This window comes from Bacteroides sp. (assembly GCA_036351255.1).
GTDB lineage: Bacteria > Bacteroidota > Bacteroidia > Bacteroidales > UBA7960 > UBA7960.
Window position 1 is genome coordinate 1 of record JAZBOS010000128.1, and the last position, 22,040, is coordinate 22,040.

Below are 22,040 nucleotides of genomic sequence, written 5' to 3' on the forward strand. Positions count from 1 at the left end.
AATTGCAGGGACAGTGCCTGGACTGCCCCTGCAGCTGGATCGCTCCCCCACACCCGGAGCGGTATAACAAATGACACTCAGGCGGGTAAGGGAGGGGAGAAATACATAAAATACATAAAATACATAAAATCACAGTTGTTGTCATTTTTGTGATTTCTCAATTAAGGGCTTTCATCCTCTTGCCTTTTTCTTTTGTAGGAATCTCGTTGTTCGCGGTGAACAAAAGCCCTTTTTACAAAACTTTTGATATAATAATCTGCATTCCTCCTGTTTATACCAAGATTATTGGCTATCTCCAGGTAAGCCTGTCGGTTAAATTCAACAGGCAATGCCTCCAGGAATTCTTCCTTCTTGTTCTTGCGGGGGACGGGTCTGGTTTCCTCGGGCAGCTCGGAAAACACCCTGCCTGAATGCCTGACCAGGACCCTGATCATCGCCGCGGCAATGTCAAAGTCCGTATCGCTGCATTCCAGTCTTGGAGGTAGTTTATCCTGTTCAAGCAGGCGGAGGGCGCTGAGCACCATACAGATCCTGAAGAAGATCAGTCCCAGCCTGCGGACGGTGGCCAGGTAATCCAGCCCCTGCAGGTAAAGGTACTTCTCCTGGATGTCCTTAAAGAATGCGTTGAAGCGTTGCTTTTGCTCGGGGCCCAGGCTGAAGCGGATGTCGGGAGAGCCCTGCAGCCGCTCGAACAACTGGAAGAACTCCTCTCCCAGGCTTACAAAATTATCATCCAGCTCCTGGTCAAGCTTTGGGGCAAACACATCCTTCCACTCCGGGTTCACGTTCATATAATAAAACATAAAGCGGCTGAACAGTCCGTTCTCGCTGCTGTGGATCAGGTTGCCCACCTGGTTGGGGGTGCCCGAGAGCACCGCGGAAACCCTGGGGGTGTCGATATCGACATACTCTTTGTCGGTACGCCGGAAATAACTGATGGTCTCGTGGTGAAAGGCCTTGCGAAAACCGTCGCTATAATTTCCGTAATCGGTCTTGAAAGTCAGCGACAAGGTATCCCCTTCCGTTTCCATTACCAGGCCTTTCCCGTTGTTGTCGGCCAGCAATTGGAAAAAGCCCGTGGTGCTGCTGTTGGCCGGGATGAACAGCATCAGCTCGGGGGGCTTGCGGGGCCGGTCGGAGGCGTTCTTCTTCCCTTTCTGATCGTTGTATTCACAGAGTTCCTGCTGGTAACGCTCCTGGAGGTTCTCGGCTTCCTGGCGCAGGACCCGATGGACCTTCAATACAAGCTTCTTGCAGAGCATCAGCCGGCCTTTACCGGCCGAAGCCCTGGCAGTAACAAACAGAAATAAATTGGGATACACCCTGCGTCCGTCGTAAATGCCATAAATCCTGCCCAGGCAGGCACTTAAAGTGGTAATGGAACCCAACAGCAAGAGGTCCCTTTCCTCATCGGTCTCGGCAACCTCCATCACTTTTTGTAAAAAAACAGGGAAATCACAAACTTTTGGATTACTGTTATTTTTAGGATTTTTAGGATTTTTAGGATTTCTCCCAAAGGGAAAGGTGGGCATCGGGGTCTCTGATTCCTCCATTTCCTCAGTTTCTGATTCGTTACCGATCCCAGCATTGCCAGCCAGCCAAAAGAAGGTCTTCAGGGTGACCCCGCCGCGGTTTGATTTCAGGCATTTATCATATTGTTCGCTGGTTTCCGCTTCGGAATAATTCGGATAGAAGCGGCACAGCCTAATCACTACGGCAGAAGGATTCTCCCTGATTTCATCCACAAATGCATTCAAATTTTAATACAATGCACACAAATAAAATAAGGGATCAGGGTTTAGGGATTAGGTGTTGTATAGCATGACATATTTGACACTTTTTGGGTGTATTTTTTTTCTCTTTCTGAACATTTCCGGATTCAAAGCCTTTTATCTTTACCAGATTCCCTGCGTGGTTTCACGACAGGGGGTGGACCTGGCCCAAGAAAGAATGCCGAGATGCCGGCGGGTTTATCCTGTTTTGATAAAATTTTAAACTGCCAATAAAAATGAGTTTAAGAGGACAGACTTTTCAAAAAGTGGACGTCGCAGTAACCAACTGGATGGCTGACAACGGGCTTTTCCTGCTGAGGATCAGCATTGGGATTATCTTTTTCTGGTTCGGGGCATTAAAATTTTTTGACGGGCTGAGCCCGGCTGAAGACATTGCAGTAAAAACCATTGACGTCCTGACATTCAATCTATTGCCTGAAAACCTGATCCTTTATATCCTGGCCACCTGGGAAGTCCTGATCGGCATCGGGCTCTTGTTTAACCTGTTCTTAAGGGAAACCCTCCTTTTGCTTTACCTGCAAATGTTAGGTACTTTTACGCCGGTATTTCTTTTCCCCTCGGAGGTTTTCCACATTTTTCCCTACTCGCTGACGCTGGAAGGTCAGTATATTATCAAGAATCTTGTGGTCGTATCGGCGGGGATTGTCCTGGGGGCAACGGTCAGAGGGGCCAGGATACAAAAAAACAGCCATTAAGTTTAGCAGGGAAAGATGTCTCCCGGTTTGATTGGAACACCTTCCCGGCTGAGCGGGAATTGCATTTCCGCTCTGAACAATGCAGAATTTGAAATTCTGCAAAAGTGAATGGCTTTGGTAAACCAGATCATATAAATACAAATAATCCATTTTTAGAGCGGCATTACAAATACTGCTCAGCCGGAACTTGCAGAGGCGTAATGCATTGCGTCTTTACCTTAAGGTGAGCCCGGTAAAAAATGCCAGGCTAATTTATTTCCGAGGCTGCCCCAGATCAATAGCCGTAGACTTCAGGCTGCGGAATGGGAGGGAAGCACTAAATGGGGTTTTAACCCAAAATGAATCGTAGGTTTGGGCTAAAGCCCCGATGCGGGGGGCATTGGGATACCCGGCATAAATGCCGGGCCTATTTATTTCCGGGCATTGGCACCCGGTTATAAATGCCGGGCCTATTGATTTTCGTGTTTGGCTGGGGTCATTCGTTTTGGCCTTCAGGCTGCGGAAACAATGGGCACCCCTTGTTTAAATCTTTGGAGCCTTCCCGGGGGGAGCCTTTAAACCGTCCGATGGTCAGGGCTTATGCTGTTTCTCCCGGATCAGCCTCATGCCCTGGCGGGCATAGAACCGTACCTCCCAGTTCGGATCGTGGGTGGCTTCTTCAAGGTAAGGCAGTGCATCGTCGGGAAGGGTCTCGAGAAGGAGGTTGACAGCATCCATTCTTACCCTTTGTCTTTCATCCTTCAGGGATTCATAGACATAGGGTTTGGCAGCTTCAGGATCGAGGCGCATCATGGCTTGCAGGGTGGCGGTATAATGATGCCACACCGTGTCCTGCAGCCTTTTTTCCAGGTAGGGCATGATGCTGATGCATCCCATCTTACTCAGGGCCGTGAGGAGGACATCCTGCCTGATGCCTTGTCCGGGATTTTCGAGAATGTACAGCAAGGTATCTGTGGCCTCCCGGGCTGCCAGGTCACCCAGTCCCTGGATGGCAGATTCCGTGATCCCCGGCTCGGGATCGTCCAGGGTCCCGATCAGTGAGGGTATGGCTTCCCTGATGCCATATTTGGCGGCAGCCTGAATGGCAAATTGCCTGACATCCGGGTCGGGGTCCTCCATTAACTCGAAAAAATCAGGGTATGCCTGCTGGCCCATTGACAGGAGTTCGGCGAAAGGTTCGAAGCTGCGGTAACGGCGGGGCTGTTCCCTGCGTATCTCCCCGATCAACGCATTTGCCCTCTCCCTGGAATAGGGTTTGCTGGCCAGGACATCCCTGTTTCCTTGCGGGCTCAGATCCACCCAGAACAAGGATAAGCTCATGAAAATGAAGGCGTAAAGGGCAATTACCACGCCGGCCTCTTTCCTGCTCTCGGGGCGGTTTTTTTGAATGACCAGCCGGGCCGGTGCTTTTATTATTTTATTCAAAAGGCCAGGGATTGGAAAGAGAAAAGGAGTCCTGTTGCGGTATTCATCATAATCATCCCCGGCGCGTTCTTTCATTTTTATCTCTTCGAGCAGGCAGATGCCGATGATCACCAGGGTGGAGAGCAGCCAGGGCAGGGTGCCGTTCCAGCCCCAGCTTTTTTTCATCTCATTCAGCAGGGGTCCGTAAAGCATCAGTCCGTAACTCCAGATGATCCATCCCAGGTATTGCGGATGGCGTGAATATTTATAGATCCAGTGTTTGGCCACTTTCTGCCTGCCGAAGCGGGCCTGTAACCAGGCAAACACTCCAAGCACAAAAATGAAGGCTCCCGTCAGCATGAACAGATAAACCAGGAAATCGCGGGCATACCAGTTGAAAAGGCCGAAGCACCACATAAGGATCCAGTAGGGGATGAGGACCACCTTGCCCAGGTCGACCAGGGCGAGTGAGATATCCAGGAAAGGAAACAGGATCACATTGAAAAGGCCCAATCCTGCCAGGTAAAACATGCTGTGGGCAAAGGTGGCGAAAACAGGCAGGAAGAGGGCCACGCCCCCCGCCATGGCCCAGCCGGTTTTGCGGGTAGTGAATCCCAGGATGATGAACAATACGATCAGTCCCAGGCAAATATAACCGATCAGGCGGATGGCATAGGCCTGGTAGAATAATTCGATACGCATGGCGTCATAGGCCGGATCGGAACCCGGGGTATGAACCATGGCCTGGATCAACTGGTCCATCAGCCTGGGAAGTTCGGTAAAGGCAAACATCAGCCCAATAGAAAATACAACAGCCAACAGGAATAGCCCGGTGTTTTCAAGGATCTTGTTGCGCATAATATTCTTCTTTAAGGATACCCGAAACAACAGGCGGTAAGATTGGTGGACAAGGACCCAGGTGAACCAGTAAAGGCGAAGTTTTTCCGGTAATTTCGATGACTTTCATTAGGAGGGGCTGTCATCGTTTTCCTGGTTTTCCCCTTGTTACCACTGCCTGCAAAAAAAATATAAGATGCAGAACACCACTAATTTACGAAATCCTGGGAAAAAACCTTTAAAAAAGAGCGGAAAGAAGAAACCCTTTATCGTTTTCGGGGAAGGCCGGAAACTGTGGGGTAATGATGAAAGCGTTTTTCAGGAGAAGTGAGATTTCATGTTCCCGCCGGTACAATGTCCTCGGGCTCAACCGTAAAGGTGTACACTGCAAAACCGCCATCGCGTCTTCCGCCATCCCCTCCTAAGATATCAAAAGTCCAGTTTGAACGGTTCATGTAATCCTTACTGATGATTAAAGTATCATTAATTTCCATTGTCAGGGTCTCAAACCAGAACAGGAACTCATTACCCCTGTCGAAGGCCTCTCCTACGTTGTGGCTATCAAAGAACAGTCCATTCATCTGGGGTGGGATGATTTTTACCTGGGCATCAGGTGTATTGTAAAAGGAAACATAACGAACGACAATTTCGTAATCCGAGCGGTTGTCCACAAAGAACAGGTCTTTGGTCTCCGGTTCACAGCTTGCGAAAAAAACAGGCAGGAAAAATAGCAGGGCGTAAGCTTTCATTTTTTTCATGGCAATGGTATTTTACAGCCAATCAGGCTTTTCGATGCTTAAAAGTAAACATTTATTGAATACCGGAAATTGAATTACACGGATGAATTGCAAGGGGCAAGGGGCAAGGGGCGTGGGGCATGGGGAACGAAGAGGCGAGGACGCGAAAGTAGCAGGCAGTAGAAAGTAAGCAGTAAAAAGTAAGAAGCAAAGGCCAGTGGATCCGGGGAATCCGCCCAAATCCGTGTAATTTTTTTTCGCGATGATCCGCGTTGAACGCAGTTCATCCGTGGCATCCGCGTTCAAGAAAATGAAAAATGAAGAATGGCATGGGGCACCTGACGCCTGAAATCAAAGGACCTCCCCCCAACCCCCTCGCCTGAGGCGAGACAAGCTATCCAAAGGGGGAGTAACCCCCGAAACCTGAAATCCGCTGGTTAGCGGACAAGCTCTGAAACCAGAAACCCTCAACCTTAACCTTAAGCCTGCCTGCCGGCAGGCAGGCTTAACCTCAACCTAAAAGTTCTCCCTCACGAGGGGCTTTGCGTGCAGGCTCAGCACGGGGATGGGGGAGCGGTTGACCATCTGCTGGGCGAAGGGGCCCAGGAAGATGTTGTGGGGGGCGAATTCCTGTTCGGTCATGATGGAGATCAGGTCGGCATCCACCTTCCTGGCATATTCGATGGCCGCGGTGGTGAGGTTTTCGGCCTGGGCATCATTGAGCACCATGTCGAGGCCTGCCATTTCGACCAGGCGCAGGGCGGCGTGGGTGTTGCTGTCGACCTTTTCGCGGGTGCTTGGGGTGCCGCTGCTGTAAAGAGAGAGCAGGTGTATGCGTGCCCCGTATTGTTTGGCCAGGTCGAGGGTGAGGGGCAGTTTCTGGACCGTCTCGGGGGTGCTGTCGATGGGGATCACCACCCGCTGGAGGTTGCGGTGGATGTCGTAGCCCTTGCGGACGGTGATGACGGGGATCATGCAGGTAGCCACCACGCGGTAGCTGTCGGTGCCCACCCAGTACTCCTCAAAGCCCGAGAGGCCGTGAGCGCCCATTACCACCAGCCAGGCATCGGAGTATTTGGCCTGGTTTGAGATTTCCTGGTGGACTTTGCCTTCGCGCACGGTATATTCGATGCGGCCGGGGAAGTCCTGCCGGCGCTTGGCCACCAGGGTCTCGAACTGCTGATGAATGCTTTCGGGTGTGGGCTTTTCGCCTGCCGCCAGGGGAACCTCGTAGTCGAGGTGTTTCTGCACATTGATCAGAATCAGGTCGCTGTTGGTTTTCCTGGCCACGTTGAGGGCATACCCGAAGGCCAGGATGGACGTTTTGGAAAAATCGATGCCTACGACAATGTTTTTCATAACGCATGGTATTTAAGAACGATCCGGCTTCAGGAGGGCAGGCCGGAGGGTGTGTTTTCCCGGATGACTGGCCAGCTGGTGGCCATGATCAAATATAGGATAAATTATGCATTTATCAAAAACAGGATCTTCGTTTGCCGGTTTGGTGTTTTCCTGTGTCCTGGTAATGAGCAGGATGAAAGTCCTCAGGCTTCGCAACGTCGTTTCAGTTCCTCCAGTGCAGGTGGAAAATTCTGATGCATGTGGTCGATCATTTCTTCGGTGGTATCCACGCTGGTCTCCAGCAGGGTATACCCGAAGCGGGGTGTCAGGCGGTAGGATTCAATGGCACCTGACCACTTCAGGGTTTCTTCGTCGAGGGGCTCGTTGTGGAAGTCTATCACCACGCCCAAATGCCTGAAGGCCACGTACTCGTTCTCAATGTACTGGTCCACCTGGCTGTACATCCCTTCGCCATTGGAGGCCATGAACCGGACCTTTGCGCCGGGAAAGATGTCGCCTTCGATGTAGGTGCCCTCGCAAAAGGGTTTGGTCCACTGGGGATAGCTCTCTTTTCCCCACAGTTGTTGCCAGATTTTTTCGGCGCTTGCCCGGATAGCTATCTCGAAGGTCAGGGTTTTCATCTGTTTGGGTTTGTCAGCGTTTCAGTTCTTTCTGGTAGATTTCAATCCATTGCGCAGGGGTCATTTTGGCCGCCAGCTGACCAATCAGGTCGAAGGGGATGTGTTCGGGTTTCTTAAAGCGGATACAGCTCTTGCCCATATCGAGCTTCACCTTTGCGTATCTGGCATATTCGCTGGTGAACCAGTTCAGCAGGTCGGGAGCGGCATAGATACCCATATGATAGATCGAAATGGTATTCTTTTGTGAGGCAATGCTGATAAATGGCAGGGGTTGCCTGGGGTCGACGTGATATCCCCCGGGATATATGGCATGGGGCACCACATAGCTGATCATGCCGTAGGAGATCACTTCTTCAAAGCCTTCTGGCAGGTTGTCGAGGATGACCTTGCGGAGATGGGAAACAGCGGCTTTCCTTTCTTCGGGAAGCTGCGAAATATATTCTTCGGGGGTGGTGGCGTGGATTTGCATAATCAAATGTAATGAAAAGTCTTTAATGATCCGCGTTGAACGCAGTTCATCCGTGGCATCCGCGTTCCATAAAAACCGTCCACAAATGCACACGAATAAAAGAAACACAAATATTCACAAAAGAAATATGATAATCTGGTAATGTGATAATTTGTTGAAAAGTTGAAAAGTTGAATAAACCCTAAACCCTAAACCCTTATTTTGTTTGTGTTCATTTCCTTTTCATTTGCGTGATTTTGTGGATGAAAATTACAAGAAAAAAACTCCGGGTGTGTATCTTTGCGGGATGAATGAGCCCGAATACCGTGTATTTTGAACGGGCCTTACCGGCGAAATGGAAAAGGCAGATTATTAAAATGGAATCAAACCTGCAGCCCGTGGAAGAGCACTCTCAAGGGTCCCGGAAAGGCCGGGATGGGTGCTGCCTCAGCTGCTAAAACCAGCATTGATTTATGAAATACTCGCGTTGGAAACCGCTAAAAAAGATCTATGCATCGGAGCGGGCTGCTGAAATCAGCCGGTTCGGGCAATCGGTGCAGGGCCTGTTTTCGGAAAGTGACCTGGAAGGTTTACCCTTGCCGGTGCGGCGTTATTTGGAGGTTTGTGGCTTTGTGGGCCGTAAGCGGATGTCGAATGTGCAGACCCACTGGAAGAATGTGTCCCTGCGAAGGGCGCTCAATGCGGGATGGATGCCCATCAGCTGCGAACAGTTTAACTCAGTGGCTGAGCCCATGCGGATCGCCTGTATGCGTGGCAGGCTATTTGGCATCTTCCCCTTTGAAGGCAGGGATATTTACCAGGCTGGGGAAGGCAATATGCTGATCCGGCTGATGAAATACATCACCGTAGGCGATGCCAGGGGGCAGGCCATGAATGAATCGTCGCTGGTTACCCTGCTGGCGGAGGCGTTTCTGGCCCCGAGCTATGTCTTGCAGGATTACATCCGCTGGGAAGAAGCAGATACACATTCCGTAAAAGCCAGCATTACTTTCAATGGGATTCAGGTCAGCGGCACGTTCTTCTTTAATGAAGAAGGCCTGATGGAACGCTTTGTCAGCGAAGATCGCAATATGGTTGACCAGGATGGAACCTCACGCAAGCTGCCCTGGTCAGCCTTCGCGGGCGATTATTTCCGCCAGGCCGACGGGCTTTTGGTGCCCGGATCGCTTCGTGCAGCATGGCACCTGGAGGAGGGAGATTTTGAATATTACCGGGGAGAAATTACCGGGCTGACATTTGATGTCGTTTAATTTGAAGGAGGAGCACTGGATCTGAAAACTTTTTAACTTTTTAATGATAATACCATGAAAACCAATGGATTTTTAATTGCAGGCATTGTTGTTTTATCGCTGGTTGCCACCCTGACAGGGATCCTGTCAGATGGTGGTCCCGGACCTTATGCTTACACGTCCATTCGCGGGCAGGAGGTGATGATTTATGGCCGTGGAATATATCAGCACATGTCGGCCGAAGTAGCCCCCCAGGGCATTGCCCAGGATTATGTGACCCTTTTCCTGGGGATTCCCTTATTGCTGCTTTCCTTCTTTAAGGCAAGGAAAGGATCGCTTCAATGGCTTTATGTCCTCAGCGGGACCCTTGGATATTTCCTGGTGACCTATCTTTTTTATACGGCCATGGGGATGTACAATGTGCTGTTCCTGGTATATGCAGCCTTATTGGCCCTGAGTTTCTTTGCCTTTCTGCAGAGTTTGCTTTCTTTTGATGTTGAGCAACTGCCTTCCAGGTTTAAACCTGAGACCCCGGTGAAGTTGGCTGGTATTTTCCTGATCATCAACACCCTGGGCATTGCTTTTCTATGGTTAAGCGTGGTGGTGCCTCCCTTGCTCGATGGCAGCATTTACCCGGCAGGCTTGCACCATTACACAACCCTTATTGTGCAGGGATTCGACCTTGGGTTGCTGCTGCCGCTGGCTTTTGTGTCGGGTTTGCTTTTTATAAAAAGGAAGCCACTGGGTTACCTGGCCGCGCCGGTATACCTTGTGTTTCTGTCTATCCTGATGACTGCCCTGGTGGCCAAGATCATTGCCATCATGATGGGTGGTGAACCGGCAGGACCAGCCATTGTAATCATCCCTGTTTTTTTGTCTTTTGCAGTCATTGCCGGGGTTCTTTCCCTCCGGAATATCCGGGCTTAAGGGTTGTGTTTTCAAAAGAGGGATCAAATTTTACCTTTTTCGCTGAACCCCTGACTGAAAAAATCCTTACTTTTATCCTTCACTCTTATGTAAAATGAAGGATTATGAGCCGAAGCCAGGGAAGCCGTGAAGTGCCTGTTTTTGAGTTTCACATTGCAGGACGGATTCGTCAGAAGCTACAAGTAGATGAGACCCTTTTTGCCACGAATGGGCAGGTCGTTTTTGCTGATTTTCACGCTGTCAGGCAGCTGGCTTACCGGATGAATGAGACCAGGGCGCCGCAGCAGCACATTTACCCTGGCGAACTGAATGCAGCAGGATTGCTCGATGAAGTGTATCACCTGTTGCTCAGGGAATATGAGAAACAACTCAATCCCAAAGTGTTTCAGCATGCTGAGGCCTGGCTGACCCAACAGCTTGGCGGGGAAAGACTGAGACGCCTCATGCTGGATTTCACGCTTGAATTTCCACCCCTGGAGCTTTACCGTGGAAGGATGACTGCCACCGGATGGCTCAGCGGACAGGCTGGCGATCGCACACATACCAGTATCGCTATTGAGGAAATCCTGATGCTGTTGCTCGCCAATTTAAATCCTGCCACCAAAAGGTTCAGGGATTTGTTTGACCGGGGGTACCTGGAGAATCAAACGGCACTGGATGAGTTAATGGCAGGGCTGGAGGCCTTCTTTGCAAAAGAGCCTCCCTTTGGCCCAGAGAAGCAGGATATCATCACCCTGCTGAAGGCCCCTATGCTGGCAGCCCCGGAAGACCTGAATGCCCAGCTTGACTATGTGATGAAGCGCTGGAAAGCATTCCTGCCGGAAGACTTTGTGATCCGCATCCTGAAGGGCAAGGACCTGATGAAGGAAGATATGCGCCTGGAAGGGGGAGAAGGAGATACGCCAACCTTTGTGCCCTTTTATAAGGGGCAGCAGGGGGCGGGGGCTTCTTTCCTTGGGAAGTCGGGTTTTGACTATGTGCAGGATTCCGATAAGGATTATGATGAGAATGAAGCCTTTACGCAGGACACGCATTGGATGCCCCGGGTGGTGCTGATGGCCAAAAACACCTGGGTGTGGCTCGATCAGTTGTCGAAAAAATACCAGCGTGATATCCGGCGGTTGGATCAGATCCCCGATGAAGAGCTGGATCAGCTGGCGCGATGGAATTTTAACGGGCTGTGGCTTATCGGCATCTGGGAACGCAGCAATGCCTCGAGGCGCATCAAGCATATCATGGGCTTTACGGATGCCGTTTCTTCGGCTTATTCCTTGTATGATTACCAGATCGCACACGACCTGGGCGGAGAAGAAGCCTATCAGATTCTGAACGAGCGGGCCAGGGCAAGGGGCATCAGGCTGGCCAGTGATATGGTCCCTAACCACACGGGGATTTATTCCAAGTGGGTCATCGAAAACCCGGATTATTTTATTCAGACCAGGGTGCCGCCTTTTCCAGCTTACCGGTTTACCGGGGAAAACCTTTCAGAACATCCCGATATAGAGGTTCGCATTGATGATGGTTACTTTTCGAAGACCGATGCGGCCGTTGTGTTTCAGCGCATTGACAAGCGTAATGGGGATGTGCGCTATATTTACCACGGCAACGATGGCACGAATATGCCATGGAACGACACCGCCCAGCTTGATATGATCAAGCAGGAGGTGAGGGAAGCCGTGATCCAGATGATCTTTGAAGTGGCCCGGCGTTTCTCGATCATTCGTTTTGATGCGGCCATGACGCTTGCCAAAAAACACTTTGCACGGCTGTGGTATCCCCGACCAGGTACCGGGGGAGATATCCCCTCGCGGGCAGATTATGCCATGTCGCAGGCACAGTTTGATGCGCTGTTCCCTGTGGAGTTCTGGCGTGAAGTGGTCGACCGCATGAATGAAACGATGCCTGAGACCCTGTTGCTGGCAGAGGCTTTCTGGTTTATGGAGGGCTATTTTGTCCGCACCCTCGGGATGCACCGGGTGTATAACTCCGCCTTTATGCATATGCTTAAAAATGAGGAGAATGAAAAGTACCGCGACCTGATCACCAATACCCTGGAGTTTGAACCGGAGATCCTGAAACGGTATGTGAATTTTATGAGCAACCCTGATGAAGAAACCGCCATCAGGCAGTTTGGCACCGGCGACAAGTATTTCGGGGTATGTGTTTTGATGAGTACCCTGCCGGGATTGCCGATGTTTGCACACGGACAGCTGGAAGGCTATACAGAGAAGTATGGCATGGAATACCAGCGGGCCTATTACAATGAATTGCCGCAGCAATGGCTTGTGGAGAAACACCAGAAAGAGATCTTCCCCCTGCTGAAGAAACGTTATCTGTTCAGCGATGTCGAACATTTCAATTTCTATGACTTCCAGGATGATGCAGGATATCTGAATGAAAACGTGATGGCCTATACCAACCGCTTTGGCCACGAGCGGGTCCTGGTGCTTTTCAATAATAAATATGAGGGTGCTTCGGGCCGGATCAGCCATTCTGCACCTAAACTCCGCAAGGGTGGCGATGCAGGGCAGACCCGGGTGCTGCAGCTGGGAGAAGCGCTGGGGTTGAATGGCAGCCATGGCTTTTTCTATGTGATGAAGGAGCACATCTCCGGGCTTGAATACCTGAAAAGTGGAAAGGAGATATTCGAACAGGGCTTGCACTGGCATCTGAATGGTTTTGAATATCGCATATTCTGGGAGTTCCTTGAAATCTTTGATGCAACCGGGGTTTACGAAAGGCTGCATTACAACCTTGCCGGACAGGGCGTTGTCAGTATTGAACAGGCGCGAAAGGAACTGGAGCTGGAACAGGTTTATGCTGCTTTTGAGCCATTGTTCCAGGCGGATGTTATCGATCCTTTTATCCAATCCCTTCTTGAGCCTGAGATTCCCCTGAAAAACGATCCTTCGCTGGCACCCATAACAGGCAGGTACCAGGTTTTTGCCGGTAGGGTGGTATCACAATTCGGAATTCAGACAGATCCGGAATCAGCCACTAAAGCTTTCTTTCAGAACCTGCAGGGTGTTAAGGCAGCTTACCGTTTTGTGAAGGACCATGAGACCGTCCTTGCAGATAAATTGTTTAGCCGTAAACCTGCAGAAGCCGACAGGGTGCCTTTACCGGGCGCATTGGGACCTTTCCGCGAAAGCGCCATGCTAATCATTGCCTTTTATGCCAAAGAAGCCCTGAAGACCCTTACGGATGGCAAACAAAAGGAAAAGGCCCTCCAGGATGCCCTGATGCTGCGCCTGCCTTTGCAGAAAGTCCTGAGAAGTACGGGGCGGGGGCTTGATGAGATAGAACGTGATGTGGACCTGCTGGATCTTTTACTGGAAACCGGATTTAAGGCCTTTGACATGCGTGACGCCCTCTTGGGTGGCATCCTGCCCAAAGAGCCCACCATGAAGGTGCCCGAAGTTTTCCAGGAAAAGTTAAGACTCGTTGCGCTTTTGCTGGATGACCCCAAAGTCAAACGTTATATTGGGGCAAATTTTTATGAGGGGACCTGGTTTTTCAGCAAGGAGAAATTTGAAGAACTGCTTACCTGGTTATTCTCGGCAGCTACCTTTGAGTATTTTTCTGAAGCCAGGGAACAGAATGTTTTCCTTTCAGCGGGTGAAAAAGCCAAATTGGTAAAGTCTGATTTATCTCTGCTGGAAACAATCATGGACTTATCAGATCGTGCCGGGTACCAGCTTGATTTATTGAAGAAAGCACTGAAAGGTGCTGAAGACTAGTTTTTTCCATTGGTTTTACCCTTAAGAACGCAGGTCAGCCAGACCTGCGTTTTTTTTTGCTTTCGTTAAGCGCAGGATTTTCGGAAAAAAAACAGGTAAAATCTACCCTTTGGAGATAAGGATTAATTCAGTAATCTACGGATTGGTAAGCGGTTCGGATTTTATAGTTTTATTCCCTGAAAATGTGATGCTTTGCCGAGGCTCTGTTTTTCAGCCTGAGCGCTTCACGTTTTTTCCCAACCTATGAGAAAAAAGATTGAAGAAATGGAAAAGATGATCTTTAAGATCCGTCATGTTTTGCCCCTGTTCATGGTGTTATTTGCAACAGGTGTGCAGGCAACAGAACCGGTATTTTATCCCCGACCGGCAGTAGTAAATCCCAACAAGCAAATCCAGGCAGATGTGAAAGCCCAGGCTTTGGTTGATGAGGCCATTTGGTATGAAGGCTTTGATGGAGGCCTTCCTGAAAGCTGGCAAAGTGTGGATTTGACCGGTTATGTCAGTTTTATGCACACCTACAGTGGTCCTCAGGGTGGATATTCACAGGGAGTCCCGGCGATTAACAGCACCTCCGCCTCTGATGGGTTCATGATTCTCGACAGTGACCTCGCCAGTGAGACCAATCCCGGCGGTTTAACGGATGCCTATATTCAGAGCCCGCCCATTGACTTGAGCGAGCATCCGCATGTGATGCTGTCGTTTCAGCATTTTTTCAGGTACTGCTGTAGTTTCCAGGGAACCCAGCTTCTGGTGGAGGTCAGCAATGACGGGGAAAACTGGGTGAGCTTTGATGTAAAAAATGGGGTGTGGCCCAATAACCTTAGCCAGAATGCCATCCATCAGCTGGTCAATATCTCTGAAGTGGCAGCAGGCCACGAGCAGGTATGGATTCGTTTCCGCAAGATTGGCGCCAGCCATTACTTCTGGATGATCGATGACGTCTCCATCAATACCTACACAGCCAACGACCTTGAATTGTTCGCCATTTCCTATGGCGGATATACGATGGTGCCCGGGGGGCAGCAACAAGCCGTAGCTTTTGGGGGGATGATCCGCAACCTGGGGGGTAACACCCAAACAGGCGTATCGCTTAAGGCCAGCGTCAACACCTATTTATATAATGGGGAAAGCCCATTAATCCAGCAGCTTGCTTCAGGCCATTCAGCAACAGTGGAAACTGCTACTCCCTTTACCTTCCCCGGCAAGGGTCAGTATCTTATCGCATTTGAAGCCCGGCAAAACCAGCCCGATACAGAGCCTTCCAACAATATGGCTGAAGGCAGGGTGCTCATCACCGACAGCATTTATGCCCGTGATGGAGGGATATACCTGGGTGAAGGGATCCGTGGTGATATTGGCGAAGCCTTTATCACGGGTAACATCTTCAGGATCTTATCCGGTGAAAAGGCAACCTCTATTTCCGTGGCCTTACATGAGCAAACCCAGGCCGGTGCGACATTTAATCTCCAAATCTATCAAAAGCAAGGGACGGGGTTTTTGCTGCTTTCTGAAACCTCTGATTATGTGGTTGCCCAGGAAGATATCCCCATGCAGGCCGGTGGAGAGGCTACATGGGTGACGGTCCCGCTAAATGGAGATGGCCTTATTCTGGAAGATGGAGTGGATTACCTGGTGGCTGTCAACTATCCCGGAGGCAATGAAACCCTGATGGTTTCTTCAGAAGTGCCCCGTGGATTGCCCAACCAGGGCGCTTTTTCTCAAATAAGTGGTTTCTGGCAAACTGAATCCCAGGTACCTATGATTCGCCTGAATCTTGGTGAAAACATTGCTGAGTGCGTCCCTGTTTATGAAATTCTTTCTACAGAGGCCTATTGCGGCAATGACGATGGCCAGGCTACGGTTATTCCCCTTACGGGTTTTGGCCCTCATACTTTCCTTTGGGACACGGATCCTTTACAGGAAGGACAAACGGCCACCGGGCTGGGTGTAGGGCAAATCCTTGTGGAGGTTTGGGATGCCTCCGGTTGTTATGACAGTCTTTATGTAGACATTGAATCCCTCAACCTGGAAATAGACTATGAGTCATTGCCCTCTGCCTGTGGTGCTCCCAATGGGGAAGCAACGATAATCCCGCTGGCTGGGTTTGCCCCATATACCTTTACCTGGCCTTCAGAAGTGGAGCAGGAAGGTCCTACGGCTGCGGGATTACTTCCGGGAGGTTATCTGGTCACTGTAACGGACAGCATTGGCTGTGAGGGGCAAATTGAAGTCATCATTGAGGAAAACGACTTCCTTTTGGTGGATGCACAGGTTCAGAACCCGGTTTGTGTGACCGACAATGGGAGTATATTCCTTTTGCCTGAAGGTGGAAGTGAACCATTTGATTATTCATGGGAAGAGTTTCCTGAACTGGATGGCAACCTGGCAGAAAATCTCCCCGAAGGTACTTACCACGTGCTGATTACCGACCAGTCAGGATGTGAAAGCCTGCTTGAATTTGAATTGGAATTTGAGAACATTGAATTATTTGTTGAGGGTGATGTGATCCCTGAAACCTGTGAGATGAACAATGCCTCCATTGTATTGGAGGTAGAAGGGGCTACCGACCCGGTCACCTATTCATGGAGTAATGGAGCTTCGACGCCTTCCCTTGAAAACATTGGAGAAGGAGATTATTCCGTGGTGATTGTTGATGCCTTTGGTTGCGAAGCTATCAGGGATTTCACCATCACCAATACAGGTCAACTGCCACGGGTGTCTTCTTTTACAAGCAATTCTCCTGGCTGCGGGCAGAGTGGGGGTACCGCCCTGATTATTCCTGAAGACCCTGAAGAAAATCTGGAGTACCAATGGTCAACGGGCGAAACCACGCCTAATATTGAGAATATTCCTGCAGGGCTTTATTATGTCAGTATAGTGGATCCCGACGAGAACTGTGTGCTGGAATACCCGGTTCTGATCAATGACGCAGGAGCCCCTGCGGTCAGCGGTGTGATCAGCCCTATTCTTTGCAACGGAGATGCCAACGGTGCTATTACCGTTACTATTGACGGGGGAAGCGACCCCCAGTATAGCTGGGTGCATGGCCCGGAAGGACAAGTGGTTACTGATCTTGGTCCCGGAACTTATATTGTTACCGTGACCGATGGTGACTGCTTTACCTCTGAACAGTTTGACCTCGTTCAGCCAGACTATCTTCGCCTGCAGTATTCGTTTGACCAGGTTTATTGCTTCGGGGAAACGACAACGATTAACGTAAGCCCGGTAGGAGGGACCTCACCTTACAGTTTTTACTGGAATACCGGACTGACCGGAAATCAAATGGAGGATGTCGGTGGCGGCGAATACTGGGTGCAGGTGATTGACTTTCACGAGTGTGCTTATAAGGAATATTTTGAGGTCAATGATCCTGAAGAGATTGTTGTGGAAGCCGAACTGGTCATCCCGGATGCCGGACAAAACAACGGCAGCATTCATTTAAATGTTACGGGTGGGACAGGCGTTTTAAGTTTTGCCTGGAATACCGGAGCCACCACATCCTATCTGGAAGATCTGCCCATTGGGACTTATACGGTTATCGTTCGCGATGAAAACGACTGCAGTGTTATGCACAGCTTTAACCTGAGTCCTGCCGGCCTTGAAGAAAACCCCGGGATCGCTGCTACCCTATACCCCAATCCTGCTGGCGACCTTGCATGGCTGCATCTGGATGGAAATCTGGGCGAAAAAGGAGCCATCTTATTGTTAGACCTCAATGGCCGGGTAATCCGTGAAATCTACAGCGGGCCGCTGGTAGCCGGTGAGAGGTTACCACTGGACCTAACCGGACTTGCTCAAGGCTTATACATTCTGAATATCCGTGGACCCAAGGTAAACTCAGTGCTTAAACTCATTAAGCGTTGAGTCTTTTTTCATAGATTTGGGAGCAACCCGGCATCAATACTGCCGGGTTGTTTTTTTTGTAAAACCCTCAAGGATGATTTCGGTAAATTGGCTTATTTTTGCCTGATTAAAGAAGCCAGGATAAATGTTGCAGGAAATTAACCATCTGATCCGGAAAGAAATCACCCTTGAATGGCGGGAAAAGTTTGCCTTCAATGGGGTTCTTTTGTACCTGGTCTCTACCGTTTTTGTCTGTTATCTGTCTTTTGCCAGCATCATTGACATCCCTACCTGGAATGCTTTGTTTTGGATCATTATGCTGTTTGCAGCGATCAATGCGGTCCTAAAGAGCTTTCTGCAGGAGCGTGATGGCCGCTTGCTGTATTACTATACCCTGGTCAGGCCTCAGTCAATCATTAACGCCAAGATCGTTTACAATGCCCTGCTGATGGCTGCCCTGGGGCTTGCTGGCCTGTTGGTATTTATGGGTTTTATGGGCAACCCAGTGCAGAACCTTCTGCTTTTTCTGTTGAATATGTTACTTGGTGTTGCCGGGTTTTCAGCCGTGTTGAGCATGGTTTCAGCCATTGCCTCCAAGGCACGGAACAATTTTACGCTGATGGCAGTATTAAGTTTTCCACTGGTATTGCCATTGCTACTGGTCTTGATCGGTGTCTCATCAGATGCTATTCGAGGTGGCAGCATCTCTGAGACATTACCCAATCTTTTGGTAATCATACTGCTCATTGCGATTACCCTGGTGTTATCCAATATTTTATTTCCCTATATTTGGAAGGAATAAGGCTGCCTATGGGTTTTTTGAAAAATAACTGGTGGAAACTGCTTGGAATATTGATCCTGCTTTACGTCATTATAGGCGGTTTTTTGTTTGAAGCGCCTCAGTTGCCGGTCATCCGCGAGACTGTCAGGAATATTTATTTTCACGTGGGAATGTGGTTTAGTATGATGTTCATTCTGTTCGTGGCCCTGATCTTTAGCTTGCGATACCTTCGTTTCTTTCGTCCTGAAGATGACCTGAAGGCTGTTTCCGCTGTGAAAACCGGCTTGATTTTTGGAGGGCTTGGGCTGCTGACAGGCATGGTTTGGGCATACAACACCTGGGGTAGTTTCTGGGTCAATGACCCTAAATTGAATGGTGCCGCCGTAGGGATGCTCACCTATCTGGCTTACCTGGTGCTCAGGGGGTCGGTGGAAGAACCTGAAAAGAAAGCTCGGCTTTCGGCCGTTTATAACATCTTTGCCTTTGTGCTGTTTTTTGTTTTTATCATGATTCTTCCGCGCCTTTCCCAGGGCTCCATTCATCCCGGCATCGACGGCAACCCGGCTTTATCGACCGGAGACCTGGACCCCCGTATGCGAAAAGTCTTTTTCCCTGCTATTGCTGGCTGGATGCTTTTTGCCTATTGGCTGTTCAGGGTTTATTACAGGATCATGCGGCTGAAAATGAGAATGGAAGAATTTTACGAAAATGACTGATATGAACCCAACCGATGATAAAATGATTGTAGTGGTGCTTGTAATATCCATTATCCTGCTTGGCATTGCAGCATTCCTGTTCTACCTTGAGCGGAAACTTGACAAGGTTGAGAAGCGTTTGCGCGACCTGGAGCAGGAAAGAAACACCAAACAATGAAGCTGATTTCTTATTAATACGGATTGACTCTTTATGAAGAAAACCCATATTATTGCCCTGATTTTTATTGTAATTGCCATTGGTGCTATTATCAGCACGGTATACAATGCCGATACCTATGCCAGTTTCGAAGTAGCCAGGAAACATCCTGGCAGGGAATTCCACATCATTGGTGAATTGCTAAAGGATAAACCCATTGAGGAAAAAATCGTCAGCAACACCTTGTTGTTGACATTCCATATGACAGATAACCAGGGGGCAGAATCACAGGTAACCTATTTCGGCGCCAAACCACAGGATTTCGAGAAGTCGGACCAGGTGGTGCTGATCGGATCCTTTAAAGAAGATGCATTTGTAGCCTCAAGCCTTTTGCTGAAATGCCCTTCCAAATACAATGCTGATGAATTCGAGGAAACGACATATTCCTCCACTGGGTATTAGAGAGATTATTCCAGTTTGAATAAACAAAAAACCCGGGTTTACCCGGGTTTTGTATTTATTGTTTTATCAATCAGTTCAGTTTCCCAAATACTTCCGGCAACTTTCTGACCAGGGCAAGTTGTTTCATAGCTTCACGAGCATCCTGCACCGGGCTGCCAAAATAGGTTTTCCCGCCTTCCAGCGATTTGGATATCCCCGATTGCCCAAGCACTACAGCTCCCTTTCCTATGGTCAGGTCTTTTTGGACACCCACCTGTCCCCAAAGGATCACGTCATCCTCAACCACCACACAACCTGCCACTCCAACCTGGGCAGCGAAAAGGCAGTTCTTCCCGATAATGGTATCATGGCCTATATGGATATGGTTGTCAAATTTCGTTCCCTGACCTATGGTGGTGTCTCCTGTTGAACCCCGGTCGATGGTGCAGCAGGCGCCAATTTCAACATGATCTTCTATCACTACTCGTCCGCCAGATTCCAACTTATCGTAATGCGTTGGGCGGCGTTTGAAATACAGCCCGTCAGAACCGATCACACTGCCGGAATGAATGATGACATCATCGCCAATGTAACAATGGTCATAAATAGTCACGTTGGGATGAATGATGCAATTCTTCCCAATGATCACATGATTTCCCACAAAAGCGCCCGGCTGAATAACAGTGCCTTCGCCAACAATTGCCGTGGTGCTGATCATTCCGGAAGCTGGCTCAAAAGGCCTGAACTTCTTGATCAGGGAAACGAAGTCGCGAAAGGGGTCGTCAGAGAAAATCAGGGCCTTTCCATCAGGGCGCTCCATTTCCTTGTTGATGATGATAGTGGAGGCTTTGGATTTTAGTGCTTTTTCATAATATTTAGGGTGATCGACAAACGTCAAATCACCCCCTTTTACCATGTGAATCTCATTGATTCCAAGAACCGGAAAGCCGGGTTCACCATCGAACCTGGCCCCGATCATTCCGGCAATATCCTGAAGCGTCAGGGGTGGGTTTAATTGCATCGGCAGGGTTTATTTTACACGTTCCGAATAAGAATGATCGCGGGTATCGACGCGAATAATCTCGCCGGTTTCAATAAAAAGGGGTACGTTGACGATGGCACCAGTTTCCATGGTGGCGGGTTTAAGCGTATTGGTTGCCGTGTCGCCCTTAACGCCTGGCTCAGAGTAAACCACTTCCAGCTCGACAAAGGGAGGAAGCTCACACGAAAGAGGTGTCTCGGTATCTGCGTGGAATACGATCTCGCAATTTTGCCCGGCTTTCAGCAAATCGGGGGCGTTGATAATCTCTTCAGGAATAAAGGTTTGTTCAAAAGTTTCATTGTGCATGAAATGGTACCCGCTTTCATCCTTATAAAGGAACTGGTAGGAGCGGCGTTCAACCCTCGCGATATTGATTTTTACCCCGGCATTGAATGTATTGGGAATAACCTTCCCGGTCTTCAGGTTTTTGAGTTTTGTGCGTACAAATGCACCCCCTTTACCGGGCTTTACGTGCTGAAATTCAACGATTGCGTAAAGGTCGTTATTGAACTCAATGCATAAGCCATTGCGAAAATCTGCTGTTGTTGCCATAAAAAATTATAAATCAGTGGGGTTTATAAAATTTGGGCACAAAAATAATAAAAAAAACAGGTAGTCTGACAAAATATACGATTGGCATTCCGTTTTTTTAGGGGATCGAGAAAACCTGGCTCACCTCGGGGTATTCCTGTGGATTGTGATTGGAGCAGATGATCAGGGTTCGCCCACGCCCAAATTTTTCCTTCAGGCCCTGGTACCAGGCCATGGCGTCACTGTCGAGATTGGCACAGGGCTCATCGAGCAATACCAGGCGGGTGTCGCTCATCAGCGCCAGCAAAAGTTTAACCCGTTGTTTCATCCCCGAGGAGAAATGGCGAAGGGGCTTTTGTTGGCTGTCCTTCAGGCCCGACAACTCAATCAACTGCTGGGTTTCAAAGCCCTGCAGAAAAGGTTTAAACTTTTGGTGAAATTGTATGCTCTCTTTTAATGTGAACTCTTCCACCAGTTCAAGGTAAGGAGAAGCAACTGAAATATGCGGGTAAATGCTTTCCGGGGCAAGGGTTGTCCCTTTCAGGTTCCAGATGACCGAACCTTTTGAGGGGCTGAGATATCCTGCAGAGATCATCAGTAGGGTAGACTTGCCTGACCCGTTCTTGCCGGTAATGGCGTAATGTTTCCCTGCTTCAAAATTCATCTCCAGTTCCCGGAAGACCCACTTCTGGTGAAAACGCTTTCCAATATTCCTGAGGGTCACCTGCATGGAGAAG

18 protein-coding genes are annotated in these 22,040 nt (G+C 49.4%); 9 read left to right on the top strand and 9 right to left on the bottom strand.

Annotation, left to right across the window (positions count from 1 at the left end):
• Positions 1–161: 161 nt before the first annotated feature.
• Positions 162–1,745: a YfjI family protein gene (locus tag V2I46_12350; protein MEE4178287.1), complete on the bottom strand. Its 1,584-nt coding sequence runs from the start codon at positions 1,743–1,745 to the stop codon at positions 162–164.
• A 263-nt stretch (positions 1,746–2,008) separates the two neighbouring features.
• Between V2I46_12350 and V2I46_12355 the strand changes: the two genes are divergently transcribed.
• Positions 2,009–2,488 carry a DoxX family membrane protein gene (locus V2I46_12355; GenBank protein MEE4178288.1) on the top strand — a complete coding sequence of 160 codons (480 nt, stop codon included), beginning with the start codon at positions 2,009–2,011 and terminating at the stop codon, positions 2,486–2,488.
• A gap of 570 nt (positions 2,489–3,058) precedes the next feature.
• Here the strand turns inward: V2I46_12355 and V2I46_12360 are convergent.
• From V2I46_12360 to V2I46_12380, 5 genes are all read right to left on the bottom strand, one after another.
• The gene (locus tag V2I46_12360; GenBank protein ID MEE4178289.1) at positions 3,059–4,750 is read right to left on the bottom strand and encodes a HEAT repeat domain-containing protein; all 1,692 of its coding nucleotides are present in this window, start codon (positions 4,748–4,750) and stop codon (positions 3,059–3,061) included.
• Between the two features lie 314 nt (positions 4,751–5,064).
• Positions 5,065–5,487, bottom strand: a complete 423-nt coding sequence (locus V2I46_12365; protein MEE4178290.1) for a hypothetical protein — start codon at positions 5,485–5,487, stop codon at positions 5,065–5,067.
• Between the two features lie 495 nt (positions 5,488–5,982).
• Positions 5,983–6,825 (bottom strand): universal stress protein, encoded by an 843-nt coding sequence (locus V2I46_12370; protein MEE4178291.1) that lies wholly within the window; start codon positions 6,823–6,825, stop codon positions 5,983–5,985.
• Positions 6,826–7,010: 185 nt separating this feature from the next.
• Positions 7,011–7,448 carry a hypothetical protein gene (locus V2I46_12375; GenBank protein ID MEE4178292.1) on the bottom strand — a complete coding sequence of 146 codons (438 nt, stop codon included), beginning with the start codon at positions 7,446–7,448 and terminating at the stop codon, positions 7,011–7,013.
• 13 nt (positions 7,449–7,461) lie between these two features.
• Positions 7,462–7,917 carry a DUF1801 domain-containing protein gene (locus V2I46_12380; GenBank protein ID MEE4178293.1) on the bottom strand — a complete coding sequence of 152 codons (456 nt, stop codon included), beginning with the start codon at positions 7,915–7,917 and terminating at the stop codon, positions 7,462–7,464.
• A gap of 452 nt (positions 7,918–8,369) precedes the next feature.
• Here V2I46_12380 and V2I46_12385 point away from each other — a divergent pair, with 452 nt between their 5' ends.
• The 8 genes from V2I46_12385 (at position 8,370) to V2I46_12420 (ending at position 19,751) form a co-directional block, all read left to right on the top strand.
• Positions 8,370–9,167 carry a DUF6544 family protein gene (locus V2I46_12385; GenBank protein MEE4178294.1) on the top strand — a complete coding sequence of 266 codons (798 nt, stop codon included), beginning with the start codon at positions 8,370–8,372 and terminating at the stop codon, positions 9,165–9,167.
• Positions 9,168–9,221: 54 nt separating this feature from the next.
• Positions 9,222–10,073, top strand: a complete 852-nt coding sequence (locus tag V2I46_12390; GenBank protein MEE4178295.1) for a hypothetical protein — start codon at positions 9,222–9,224, stop codon at positions 10,071–10,073.
• Positions 10,074–10,177: 104 nt separating this feature from the next.
• On the top strand, positions 10,178–13,813 hold the full coding sequence (locus V2I46_12395) for an alpha-amylase family glycosyl hydrolase (GenBank protein ID MEE4178296.1): 3,636 nt from the start codon (positions 10,178–10,180) through the stop codon (positions 13,811–13,813).
• A gap of 243 nt (positions 13,814–14,056) precedes the next feature.
• Positions 14,057–17,677, top strand: coding sequence for a T9SS type A sorting domain-containing protein (locus tag V2I46_12400; GenBank protein MEE4178297.1), 3,621 nt, complete (start codon positions 14,057–14,059; stop codon positions 17,675–17,677).
• A 124-nt stretch (positions 17,678–17,801) separates the two neighbouring features.
• The gene (locus tag V2I46_12405; protein MEE4178298.1) at positions 17,802–18,458 is read left to right on the top strand and encodes a heme exporter protein CcmB; all 657 of its coding nucleotides are present in this window, start codon (positions 17,802–17,804) and stop codon (positions 18,456–18,458) included.
• A gap of 8 nt (positions 18,459–18,466) precedes the next feature.
• Positions 18,467–19,153 carry a cytochrome c biogenesis protein CcsA gene (gene ccsA / locus V2I46_12410; GenBank protein MEE4178299.1) on the top strand — a complete coding sequence of 229 codons (687 nt, stop codon included), beginning with the start codon at positions 18,467–18,469 and terminating at the stop codon, positions 19,151–19,153.
• A 1-nt stretch (position 19,154) separates the two neighbouring features.
• The gene (locus V2I46_12415) at positions 19,155–19,310 is read left to right on the top strand and encodes a CcmD family protein (GenBank protein MEE4178300.1); all 156 of its coding nucleotides are present in this window, start codon (positions 19,155–19,157) and stop codon (positions 19,308–19,310) included.
• Positions 19,311–19,343: 33 nt separating this feature from the next.
• Entirely contained in the window at positions 19,344–19,751 is a 408-nt protein-coding gene (locus V2I46_12420) for a cytochrome c maturation protein CcmE (GenBank protein MEE4178301.1), read from the top strand.
• Between the two features lie 70 nt (positions 19,752–19,821).
• On the opposite strand, the gene V2I46_12425 is transcribed toward V2I46_12420, so the two are convergent.
• The 3 genes from V2I46_12425 to V2I46_12435 all read right to left on the bottom strand — a co-directional run bounded on the left by V2I46_12425 (position 19,822) and on the right by V2I46_12435 (position 22,033).
• Entirely contained in the window at positions 19,822–20,751 is a 930-nt protein-coding gene (locus V2I46_12425) for a UDP-3-O-(3-hydroxymyristoyl)glucosamine N-acyltransferase (protein ID MEE4178302.1), read from the bottom strand.
• 9 nt (positions 20,752–20,760) lie between these two features.
• Positions 20,761–21,324, bottom strand: a complete 564-nt coding sequence (efp, locus tag V2I46_12430) for an elongation factor P (protein ID MEE4178303.1) — start codon at positions 21,322–21,324, stop codon at positions 20,761–20,763.
• Between the two features lie 97 nt (positions 21,325–21,421).
• The gene (locus tag V2I46_12435; GenBank protein MEE4178304.1) at positions 21,422–22,033 is read right to left on the bottom strand and encodes an ATP-binding cassette domain-containing protein; all 612 of its coding nucleotides are present in this window, start codon (positions 22,031–22,033) and stop codon (positions 21,422–21,424) included.
• Between the last annotated feature and the right edge of the window lie 7 nt (positions 22,034–22,040).